Source organism: Pseudomonas fluorescens (genome assembly GCF_004683905.1).
Taxonomy (GTDB): Bacteria; Pseudomonadota; Gammaproteobacteria; order Pseudomonadales; family Pseudomonadaceae; genus Aquipseudomonas; species Aquipseudomonas putida_A.
The window spans coordinates 2636252-2649198 of the sequence record NZ_CP038438.1; the positions used below are offsets into that span (position 1 = coordinate 2636252).

Annotated in this window: 1 protein-coding gene (cut by a window edge); it reads left to right on the forward strand. The window is 65.3% G+C overall.

Translation table 11 applies throughout. The features are described 5' to 3' along the window. Positions 1–12947: the 5' portion of a non-ribosomal peptide synthetase gene (locus E4T63_RS11900; protein ID WP_135295541.1), read on the forward strand. The gene runs 67 nt beyond the window's last position; only the first 12947 of its 13014 coding nucleotides appear in the window; its start codon is at positions 1–3; its stop codon lies beyond the right edge, outside the window.

Below are 12947 nucleotides of genomic sequence, written 5' to 3' on the forward strand. Positions count from 1 at the left end.
ATGCATTTCAGCGAACTGATGGCTGTTCTTTCCACCCATGCGATCCGCCTTCAACAGGAAGATGAAGACCTGGTCATTCTGGGCAGCGACGACGCGCTGGACGATGCGTTGTGGGACAGCCTCAGCGAACACAAGGCGCAGTTGCTGGAACTGGTCGCGCAAAACGGTGGCGACTGGCTGAGCCCGGCGTTTCGCATCACCCCGGACATGCTGCCGCTGGTGACTCTGGATCAGCCGACCATCGATCGCCTGGTCGCCAAAGTACCCGGCGGCGCCGCCAACCTGCAGGACATTTACCCGCTGGCGCCGCTGCAGGAAGGCATGCTCTATCTGCACCTGTCGGCGCCCGCCGGTGACCCCTACGTGTCGCAAGCGCGATTCGCCTTCGACAGCCGCGAACGGCTGGAGGCTTTCGCCGAGGCGCTGCAATGGATGATCGAACGCCACGACATCCTGCGGACCTCGTTCGTCTGGGAACGCCTGGATGAACCGCTGCAAGTGGTGCAGCGTCAGGCTCGTCTGCACTGCGAAGAAATCGCCCTCGACCCGGGCGCGGATGTGTTGACGCAACTGCTGGAGCGCCACGACCCACGGTTCTTCCGCCTCGACATCCGGCAGGCGCCGCTGCTGCGTCTGGTGTACGCCATGGATCCGGCCAACGGGCGCGTGGTCGCGCTGTTGCTGTTTCATCACCTGATCATGGACCACGTCGCGCTCGACGTGGTGCGCCGTGAAACCCGCGCGCATCTGCTGGGCCAGACCGCGCAGGTCGGGCCGCCGGTGCCGTACCGTGATCACCTGGCCAAGGCGCGCATGGGCCTGGACGAAAAATCCCATGAAGGGTTTTTCCGCGAGATGCTCGCCGACATCGACGAGCCGACCTTGCCCTGTGGTCTGCAGGATGTGCAGGGCGATGGCCAAGGCATCGAAGAAGCCTTGCTGATGCTCGACACCGATTTCAGCCGGCAACTGCGCGGCCAGGCGCGCCAGCTCGGCGTCAGTGTGGCGAGCCTGATGCACCTGGCACTGGCGCGGGTGCTCGGCCAGTTGTCGGGCCGCACCGCCGTGGTGTTCGGCACCGTGTTGCTGGGGCGGATGGAGGCGGGTGAGGGCGGCGAACAGGCACTGGGGATGTTCATCAACACCTTGCCGCTGCGCGTGGATGTCGGGCAGGACGGCGTGCGTGCCGGGGTGCTGGCCACCCATCGACGCCTGACCGCGTTGCTCGGTCATGAACAGACCTCGCTGGCCCTGGCCCAGCGTTGCAGTGCGGTGGCGGTGCCGACGCCGTTGTTCAGCGCGATCCTCAACTATCGCCACAGCAGCAGTGAAGAGATCGCCGAGGTCAGCGAACTGGCCCCCGGCGTGCAAGTGCTGGGCGCCCGCGAACGCACCAACTACCCGCTGACGATCAACATCGACGACCTCGGCGAAGACTTGCGCATCACCGCGCTGGCGGATGCGGCGCTGGGCGCGCAACGCATCGCCGCTTATCTGCACACCGCGTTGCACAGCCTGCTGCAGGCCTTGCAATCGACCCCGGATGCGCCGCTGCAACGTCTGAACATTCTGCCGGCGACCGAGCGCGATTATCTGCTGCACGGGGTCAACTCGCCGTTGCCACAGTTCCCGGAAACCCCGCTGATTCACCAGCAGTTTGAAGCCCACGCGGCGGCGCGCCCCGAGGCCACAGCGCTGCTGTTCGAGGAGCAGACGCTGAGCTATGGCGAACTCAATCGCCGCGCCAATCAACTTGCGCATCACCTGCTGGCGCAGGGGGTTCGCCCGGATCAGCGCGTGGCGATCTGCGTTGAGCGCGGCCCGCAGATGATCATCGGCCTGCTCGGTATCCTCAAGGCCGGCGCCGGTTACGTGCCGATCGACCCGGCGTATCCACTGGAGCGCATCGCTTACACCCTGGAGGACAGCGCCCCGGTGGCGGTGCTGACCCAGGCCGATACGCTGGACCGGGTTGGCGCGCTTGGCGTGCCGATCATCGATCTGGACAGCGTGCAGTTGCAGGCTGAACTCAGCAGCAATCCGCAGATTCCCGAGCTGACTCCAAGTCATCTCGCCTATGTGATCTACACCTCGGGCTCTACCGGGCTGCCCAAAGGCGTGATGGTCGAACATCGCAATGTGGTGCGGCTGTTTTCGGCGACCCACGACTGGTTCAACTTCAACCCACAGGACGTGTGGGCGCTGTTCCATTCCTTCGCTTTCGACTTCTCGGTGTGGGAAATCTGGGGTGCGCTGGCGTTTGGCGGGCAATTATTGCTGGTGCCGCAGGCCGTGAGCCGCTCGCCGGACGACTGCTACGCGCTGCTGTGCCGCACTGGCGTCACCGTGCTCAATCAGACCCCGAGCGCCTTCCGCCAGTTGATCGCCGCGCAGGGGCGCAGCCCGTTGCAGCACTCGTTGCGCGAAGTGATTTTCGGCGGCGAAGCCCTGGAGCCGGGCCTGCTTAAACCATGGTACGCGCGGGTCGGCAATGCCGGTACGCGGCTGGTGAACATGTACGGCATCACTGAAACCACGGTGCACGTGACCTATCGGCCACTGCAGGCAGCGGACTCGCTACTGGTCGGGCGCAGCCCGATCGGTGTGGGCATTCCCGACCTGCAACTGTACGTGCTCGACGCGCAGCGCGAACCGGTGCCGGCCGGCGTGATCGGCGAGTTGTACGTCGGCGGCGCCGGGGTTGCCCGGGGTTATCTCAATCGTGAAGCGCTGACTGCTGAACGCTTTATCGCCGACCCGTTCAGCGGCCGTGCCGAGGCGCGACTGTACAAGACCGGTGACCTGGCGTGCTGGTCAGCGGATGGCAGCCTCGAATACCTCGGGCGCAACGACGATCAAGTGAAGATCCGTGGTTTTCGCATCGAACTCGGTGAAATCGAAGCTCGCCTCGCCGCCTGCGCCGGTGTGCGCGAAGCGCTGGTGATTGCCCGCGAAGACAGCCCCGGTGACAAGCGTCTGGTGGCCTACTGGCTGGCCGCCGAAGGCACTGAACCGAGCGCCGCGCAATTGCGCGACGCGTTGCTGCAATCGCTGGCCGACTACATGGTGCCGAGCGCCTTTGTGCGCCTCGACGCCATACCGCTGACCACCAACGGCAAGCTTGATCGCAAAGCCTTGCCGCAACCGGACAGCGATGCGTTTGCCCGGCGCGGCTTCGAAGCTCCGCTGGGGCCGGTGGAAACCCTGATCGCCGGGATCTGGCAGAGCCTGCTCGGTGTCGAGCAGGTCGGGCGGCACGACAATTTCTTCGAGCTCGGCGGTCATTCGCTGTTGGCGGTGAAACTGATCGAACGCATGCGCCAGCACGACTTGCAGTGCGACGTGCGCGTGCTGTTCGGCCAGCCGAGTGTGGCGGCGCTGGCGGCGACCTTGAGTCACAATCACGCCCTGCGGGTGCCGGACAATCTGATTGCCGCCGATTGCACGCGGATCATCCCGGACATGCTGCCGCTGGCCACGCTGGATCAGGCCGCCATCGACCGCGTGGTCGCCACTGTGCCCGGCGGCGTTGCCAATGTGCAGGACATCTATGGCCTGGCACCGCTGCAGGCAGGGATCCTCTATCACCATCTGGCGACCAGCGCCGGTGACCCGTACGTGTTGCAGGCGCAATTTGCCTTCGCCGGACTGGCGCAGATCAAGGCCTTCGTCCGTGCGTTGAACGCGGTGATCGAGCGCCACGACATTCTGCGCACCAGCGTGGTCTGGGAAGGGCTTGAAGAACCGGCGCAAGTGGTCTGGCGCGAGGCGCCGCTGGCGCTGGAACGGGTCGATGCCGACCTGCTGGAGGGCGATGTGCTGGAGCAGATGCAGGCGCGGTTCGATCCACGGCACTACCGCCTCGACCTGCGCCGCGCGCCGCTGATGCGTCTGGCCTACACCGAAGACCGGGAACAGCAGCGCTGGGTCGGCATCCTGTTGCTGCACCACATCGTGCTCGACCACACCGCACTGGAAGTGTTGCTCGCGGAAATGAACGACAGCCTGTACCCGAGCGGTGCCGAGTTGCCGATGCCGGTGCAGTACCGCAACTACGTGGCGCAGGCGCAACAGCACGCCGATACTCAGGCGCATGAAGCGTTCTTCCGCGACATGCTCGGCGACATCGACGAGCCGACCGTGGCCTTCGGTGTGCAGGACGTACATGGCGACGGCAGCACCATTGTCGACAGCGAGCAGGCGCTGGATTCGAGCGTGGCCCAGCGCTTGCGCGAGCAGGCGCGCCGCCTCGGCATCAGCGCCGCCAGTCTGGTGCACCAGGCCTGGGGCCAGGTGCTGGCGCAGGTTTCGGGGCGCGAAGAGGTGGTGTTCGGCACCGTGCTGCTCGGGCGCATGCAGGGCGGCGAGGGCGCCGATCGCGCACTCGGCATGTTCATCAACACCTTGCCGTTGCGGGTCAGTGTTGGCGCTACCTCGGTAGAGCAAGGCGTGCGCGCTACTCATGAGCGTCTGGCGCAATTGCTGGCGCATGAGCAGGCCTCACTGTCGCTGGCCCAGCGTTGCAGCGGTGTGGCCGCGTCGCTGCCGCTGTTCAGCAGCTTGCTCAACTATCGTCACAGCGCGGCCGAACCGGCAGGCGTGACCTGGGACGGGATCGAGATTCTCAGCTCGCGCGAGCGCAGCAACTATCCGCTGGTGGTCAGCGTCGATGACCTCGGCACCGGTTTCCGCCTGAGCGTGCAAGCGGTGCCACAAGTGGATGGCGCACGGGTCTGCGATTACTTGCAGACCGCGCTGCACAACCTGCTGACCGCCCTCGAGCACAATCCGGCCACGCCGCTGCGGCAGATATCGGTGCTGTCGCCGAGCGAGCGTCAGCGGGTTCTGGTCGGCTTTAACATCACCGGTCGCGACTACCCGCCGGCGCAAACCGTGCAGCGTTTGGTCGAGGCCCAGGCCGCCGCGCACCCCGAGGCTTTGGCGGCGGTGCAAGGTGCGCAGCAGTTGCGCTATGGCGAACTCAATCAGCGGGCCAATCGCCTGGCGCATCACCTGATCGGCCTTGGCGTGCAGCCCGATGACCGGGTCGCCCTGTGCGCCCGGCGCAGCCCAGACATGCTGGTCGCGCTGCTGGCAATCCTCAAGGCCGGCGCCGGTTATGTGCCGGTTGATCCGGCGTATCCGCCGGAACGCATCGCCTACCTGTTGCAGGACTGCGCCCCGGTGGCGGTCGTGGCGCAGGCATCGACTCGCGATCTGCTCGGTGGCGTGCCGGTCATCGATCTGGACCGCGACCTCTGGCAGCACCTGTCGGATGCCAATCCGCAGGTGCCGGCATTGACGCCGAAGCATCTGGCGTACGTGATCTACACCTCCGGCTCCACCGGCCAACCGAAAGGGGTGATGGTCGAGCATGCGACCCTGGAAAACCTTGTGCACTGGCACGCCGAAGCTTTCGACTTGCAGGCCGGCAGCCAGACCGCGAGCGTCGCCGGCTTCGGTTTCGATGCGATGGCCTGGGAAGTCTGGCCGGCACTGTGTGTCGGCGCGACCTTGCACCTGCCGCCGCCGTCGATCCGCAACGAGCACCTCGACGAGATGCTCGACTGGTGGTGCGCGCAGCCGTTGCAGGTCAGCTTCTTGCCGACGCCGGTGGCCGAATACGCGTTCAGCCGGCAGTTGCAGCACCCGACCTTGCGCACGCTGCTGATCGGCGGCGACCGACTGCGTCAGTTCAGTCGTGCGCAAACCTTCGACGTGATCAACAACTATGGCCCGACCGAAGCCACGGTGGTCGCCACCTCGGGGCCGGTCGAACTGGATCAGCCGCTGCATATCGGCCGGCCGATCGCCAACGCCAGAATCTATGTGCTGGACGCCGAGCAGCGCCCGGTGCCGGTGGGTGTGGCGGGCGAGTTGTATGTCGGTGGAGCGGGCGTGGCGCGGGGTTATCTGAATCGCCCCGAGCTGAGCGCGGCGCAGTTCCTCTTCGATCCGTTCAGCGATGAGCCGCAGGCGCGCATGTACCGCACCGGCGATCAGGCGCGTTGGCTGGCCGACGGCAATATCGAGTACCTGGGGCGCAACGACGATCAGGTCAAACTGCGTGGCGTACGTATCGAACTCGGTGAAATCGAAGCCGCGCTCGGCAGCCACGCTGCGCTGCAGGAAGCCGTGGTGCTGGTCCGCGATGGACGGCTGATTGCCTGGTTCACCGAGCGCACGGCGGTCGATATTCAGCAGTTGCACACGCATTTACAGGCACGCTTGCCGGATGCGCTGTTGCCGGCGGCCTACGTACGTCTGGATGCGTTGCCGTTGACCGCCAACGGCAAAATCGACCGCAAGGCCTTGCCGGAACCGGAGCAGGGCGCGTGGCTCAGCCGCGAATATGAAGCGCCCCACGGTGCGGTGGAAACCGCGCTGGCGCAGATCTGGATCGACGTGCTGAAAGTCGAGCGGGTCGGGCGTCACGACAACTTCTTCGAATTGGGCGGGCATTCGCTGCTGGCGGTGAGCCTGATCGAACGCATGCGCCAGATTGACCTCGCAGCCGACGTGCGCGTGCTGTTCAATCAGCCGACCCTGGCTGCATTGGCGGCCGCTGTGGGCAGCGGTCGCGAAATCGAGGTGCCGGCCAACCGCATTCCGCCGAGCTGCACCCGCATCACCCCGGACATGCTCAGCCTGACTGAACTCGATCAAGCGAGCATCGAGCGCATCGTCGCCACCGTGCCGGGCGGGGCCGCCAACGTGCAGGACATCTATCCGCTGGCACCGTTGCAGGAAGGCATTCTTTACCACCACTTGAGCGCCGAACAGGGCGATCCGTACCTGCTGCAATCGCGGCTGATCTTCGACAGCGTCGAGCGCTTGCGCACCTTCAGCCAAGCCTTGCAGCAGGTCATCGCGCGCCACGACATTCTGCGCACCAGTGTGGTCTGGGAAGGGCTGGCGAGTCCGCAGCAAGTGGTCTGGCGTCAGGCGCCGCTGGTGGTGCAAGCGGTGCCGCTGGATCCGGCGCAGGGCGACGTCCTCGAACAGTTGCACGCGCGGTTCGATGCCCGGCACAACCGCCTCGACCTGAGCCAGGCGCCGCTGATGCGCATCGTCTACGCCGAAGACCCGGCGCAGCAACGGGTGGTGGCGATCATCCTGTTCCAGCACTTGATTCTCGACCACACCGCCATGGAGGTGGTGGGCCAGGAAATGCGCGCGTTCATGTTCAATCAGGCCGACAGCCTCGGCACGCCGATGCCGTACCGCAACTACGTGGCGCAGGCGCGTCTGGGCGCCAGCGAGCAGGAGCACGAAACGTTCTTCCGCGACATGCTCGGCGATATCGATGAACCGACCCTGCCGTTTGGTCTGCACGACGTGCAAGGCGATGGCGGCGACATCGAGGAGGCGCAGCAAGCCGTGGATGCCGGGTTGACCCTGCGCCTGCGTGAACAGGCGCGGCAGTTGGGTGTCAGCCCGGCGAGCCTGATGCACCTGGCCTGGGCGCAGGTGCTGGGCGTGCTTGCCAACCGCCGCGATGTGGTCTTCGGCACGGTGCTGTTGGGTCGTTTGCAGGGCGGTGAAGGCGCGGATCGCACCCTCGGCGTGTTCATCAACACCTTGCCGCTGCGGGTGGATGTCAGCGAAGGCGTGCGCGCTGCGGTCAAGACTACCCACGCACGGCTGACCGCGTTGCTGGCCCATGAACACGCGCCATTGGCGCTGGCCCAGCGTTGCAGCGCGGTGTCCGGGGCGCCCCTGTTCAGCGCCTTGCTCAACTACCGGCATACCGCTGCCGAAGCGCAGCCGCATGACGGTCAGGGCATCTGGGAAGGCGTGCAATTGCTTGGCGGCGAAGAACGCAGCAACTATCCGCTGACCCTCAGCGTCGACGATCTGGGCGAAGGTTTTTCCCTGTCCGTGCTGGCGTTGGCGCAGATCGGCGCGCAACGGATCTGCGGCTACATGCACACCGCGCTGGAGCATCTGGTGCACGCGCTGGAACAGGCGCCGCAACGTCCGCTCAACCGCTTGCCGATTCTTGCGGTCGAGGAATACGAGCGCTTGCTGGTCGGTTTCAACCCGACTGCGGCGGCGTATCCGCGCGGTGCAACGATTCAGACGCTGGTGCAAGCGCAGGCCGAGCAGCAGCCGCAGGCATTGGCGGTGGTGCAGGGCACGCAGCAACTGACCTATGCGCAACTCAATCAGCAGGCCAATCGCCTGGCGCATCACTTGCTGGGCCTCGGCGTGCAACCGGACGACCGGATTGCCGTGTGCCTGCAACGCAGTCCGCAGATGCTGGTGGCGCTGCTGGCGATTCTCAAGGCCGGCGCCGGTTACGTGCCGGTCGATCCGGCGTACCCGGCCGAACGCATCGCGTATTTGTTGCAGGACAGCGATCCGGTGGCGGTGCTGGCGCAGGGATCGACCCGCGAGCTGCTGGGCCGGGTGCCGGTGATCGATCTGGACCACGTCCTCTGGCAACACCTGCCGCAGACCAATCCGCAACTGCCGACGTTGACCCCGGCGCATCTGGCCTACGTGATCTACACCTCGGGATCGACCGGCCAGCCGAAAGGCGTGATGGTCGAACACGCGACCCTGGAAAACCTTGTGCACTGGCACTGTGAGGCGTTCGACCTGCGCGCCGGCAGCCACACCGCCAGCGTCGCAGGTTGCGGTTTCGACGCGATGGCCTGGGAGGTCTGGCCGGCGCTGTGTGTCGGCGCGACCCTGCACCTGCCGCCGCCGTCGATCAGTAACGAACACCTCGATGAACTGCTCGACTGGTGGCGCGCGCAGCCGTTGCAAGTGAGCTTCCTGCCGACGCCGATTGCCGAATACGCCTTCAGTCGTGAGCTGGGTCACCCGACCTTGCGCACGCTGTTGATCGGTGGCGACAAGTTGCGCCAGTTCTCGCGTGAGCAGACGTTTGCCGTGATCAACAACTACGGCCCGACCGAAGCCACGGTGGTCGCGACCTCCGGGCAAATCAATGCCGGACAGCTGCTGCATATCGGCCGGCCGATGAGCAACGCCAGGATCTACCTGCTCGATGAACAGCAACGCCCGGTGCCGGTTGGCGTGGCGGGCGAGCTGTACGTCGGTGGCGCGGGTGTGGCCCGTGGTTATCTGAACCGTCCCGAGCTGACCGCCGAACGCTTCCTCGACGACCCGTTCAGTGACGAACCGCAGGCGCGCATGTACCGCACCGGTGACCTCGCGCGCTGGCTGGCCGACGGCAATATCGAGTACCTGGGGCGTAACGACGATCAGGTCAAACTGCGCGGCGTGCGGGTGGAACTGGGGGAAATCGAAGCTGCGCTGTCCAGCCATCCAGCGGTGCAGGACTCGGTGGTGCTGGTACGCGAGGCGCGGTTGATCGCCTGGTTCACTGCGCGCGCAGCGGTCGATATCGAAGAGCTGCGTGCGCATCTGCAAGCGCGTCTGCCACAGGCACTGGTGCCGGCAGCTTACGTGCGGCTTGAGGCGCTGCCGCTGACCGCCAACGGCAAACTCGACCGCAAGGCCTTGCCAGAACCGGATCAGGACGCCTGGCTCAGCCGCGAATACGCCGCGCCGCAAGGGCCGGTGGAAACCGCATTGGCGCAGGTCTGGGCCGAGGTGCTGCAAGTCGAACAGGTCGGTCGTCACGACAACTTCTTTGAACTGGGCGGCCATTCGCTGCTGGCGGTGACCCTGATCGAGCGCATGCGTCAGCTCGGCCTGAGCACCGACGTGCGCGTGCTGTTCAGCCAGCCAACCCTCGCCGCGCTGGCGGCCGCCGTCGGCAGCGGTCGCGAAGTCGCGGTGCCGGTCAATCTGATTCCACTCGGTTGCACGCACATCACGCCAGACATGCTGACCCTGCTGCAACTGGATCAGCAGAGCATCGAGCGGATCGTTGCCACGGTGCCGGGCGGTGCCGCCAACGTGCAGGACATTTATCCGCTGGCACCGTTGCAGGAAGGCATTCTTTACCACCACTTGAGCGCCGAACAGGGCGATCCATACCTGCTGCAATCGCGCCTGGCATTCGACAGCCTTGAACGCTTGCACGCCTTTGCCGCCGCGCTGCGCCAGGTCATGACACGTCACGACATTCTGCGCAGCGGAGTGGTCTGGGAAGGGTTGTCGACGCCGGTGCAAGTGGTCTGGCGCGAAGCTCAACTGCCGGTGCAGGAAGTCGCACTCGACCCGGCCGCCGGTGATGTTCTGGCGCAGTTGTATGAGCGCTTCGACGCGCGGCATTACCGCATCGACCTCAGTCAGGCGCCGTTGATTCGCCTGGTCTATGCACAAGACCCGGCCAATGATCGAGTGGTCGCCATGCTGCTGTTCCATCACATCGCCATGGATCACACGGCGCTGGAAGTGGTGCAGCAGGAACTGCAGGCGCTGCTCTTCGGTCACGGCGAAGCCCTGATACCCGCCGTGCCGTATCGCAATTACGTGGCGCAGACCCGGCTGGGCGTCAGCGAGCAGGAGCATGAAGCGTTCTTCCGCGCGATGCTCGGCGAGATCGACGAGCCGACACTGCCGTTCGGTCTGCTGGATGTGCACGGTGACGGCCATGACATCGAAGAAGTCCGTCAGCGCCTGCCGGACGCCGTGGCGCAGCGTTTGCGCAGCCAGGCGCGGCAGCTGGGCGTTAGTGTCGCGAGCCTGTTCCATCTGGCATTTGCCCAGGTATTGGCGGCGACCTCCGGACATGCGCGCGTGGTGTTCGGCACCGTGCTGCTGGGGCGGATGCAGGGCGGTACCGGCGCCGATCGCGGCCTGGGGATGTTCATCAACACGCTGCCGCTGCGGGTGGATTTGGGCGATGTTTCGGTACGGGCCGGGGTGCGCGCCACCCATGCGCAACTGACCGCATTGCTCGGCCATGAACATGCGTCACTGGCATTGGCCCAGCGTTGCAGCGGGGTGGCGGCGCCGTCGCCGCTGTTCAGCGCCATGCTCAACTACCGGCACAGCGTCAGCGCGGAACAGTTGCAAGCCAATCGCCTGGCCTGGCAAGGCATCGAAAATCTGTCCAGCGAGGAGCGCACCAACTATCCGCTGAGCTTCAACGTCGATGACCTGGGGCAGGGCTTTGATCTCACGGCCATGACCCCTGCGCCGATTGGCGCGGCGCGGGTGTGTGGCTACATGCAGCAGGCGTTGGCGGGGCTGGTCGAGGCGCTGGAGCAGGCACCGCAGCAGGCCTTGAACCGCCTGCCGGTGCTGGCGGATGCCGAGCGCCAGCAGTTGCTGTTCGGCCTGAATGCCACGGACGTCGATTACGATCTTCAGCAGACCATTCATGGCTTGTTCGAAGCGCAAGTGGAGCGCTCGCCACAGGCACCCGTCGTGGTCGCGGGTGAGCAGCAACTGAGCTACGCCGAACTCAATGCCCGGGCCAATCAACTGGCGCGGCACCTGCGCGAATTGGGCGTAGGGCCGGACTCACGGGTGGCGCTCTGCGTCGAGCGCGGTCTGGACATGGTGGTCGGGCTGCTGGCGATCCTCAAGGCTGGCGGCGGTTATGTGCCGCTGGACCCGGCGTATCCGCTGGAGCGTCTGGCCTACATGCTGAAAGACAGCGCGCCGTTGGCGGTGCTGGTGCAGGGAACCACGCGTTCGTTACTCGGCGAAGTCTCAGTGCCGGTGGTCGATCTGGATCAGCCGCACTGGCAATCGCTGCCTGCCGACAACCTTTCAGTAGCCGAACTGACCCCGCAGCACACCGCTTACGTCATTTACACCTCCGGTTCCACTGGCCAACCGAAAGGCGTGATCAACGAACACAGCGGGGTGGTCAACCGATTGCTGTGGATGCAGGACGCCTATCAACTGACCTCCAGCGACACGGTATTGCAGAAAACCCCGTTCAGCTTCGACGTCTCGGTCTGGGAGTTCTTCTGGCCGCTGATGACCGGCGCACGTCTGGTCATGGCCCGGCCCGAGGGGCACAAGGATCCGCAGTACCTCAGCGAAATCATCGAACGCGAACAGATCACCACGCTGCACTTTGTTCCGTCGATGCTCGATGTGTTCCTCGCTCATGCTGACACCGCACGCTGCAGCAGCCTGCGGCAAGTCATGTGCAGCGGCGAAGCGTTGCCGGGCAGCGTGGTACGGCGCTTCAAGCAGCAACTGCCGGCCAGCCAATTGCACAACCTCTACGGCCCGACCGAGGCTGCGGTGGACGTGACCGCGTGGAACTGCGCCGGGCCGCTGGAACAAACGCCAGACAACACGCCGATCGGCAAACCGATCGCCAACACCCGCATGTACATCCTCGATGCCCAGCAACAACCGGTGCCGCACGGCGTGGTCGGCGAGCTGTATATCGGTGGCGTGCAGGTGGCGCGCGGTTATCTGAATCGCCCGGAGCTGAACGCCGAGCGCTTCCTCAACGATCCGTTCCAGGCCAATGGGCGGATGTACCGCACTGGCGACGTCGCCCGCTATCTGCCGGACGGCAATATCGAATACCTGGGCCGTAACGACGATCAGGTGAAGATCCGTGGCCTGCGCATCGAACTCGGTGAAATCCAGGCACGCCTGACCCAGATCGATGGCGTGCAGGAAGCCGCCGTACTGGCCCGCGAAGATGCATCCGGCGACAAGCGTCTGGTGGCGTACTACACCGGCGCACGCCTGGAAATCGACGTGCTGCGCAGCCATCTGCTGGAGCACCTGCCGGACTATATGGTGCCCGCGCTGTTCGTGCACCTCGATGCATTGCCGCTCAGCCCCAACGGCAAACTCGACCGCAAGGCACTGCCGGCCCCGGATCTGGCGGCGCTGACCGCCCGCGAATACGAAGCCCCGGTGGGCGAAGTGGAAATCACCCTCGCACGGCTCTGGGCAGAGTTGCTCAACGTCGAGCGGGTAGGGCGCCACGATCATTTCTTTGAACTGGGTGGTCACTCGCTGCTGGCGGTCAGTCTGATCGGCCGGCTGCGTCAGGAAGGCATGGAAGCCGATGTCAGGTC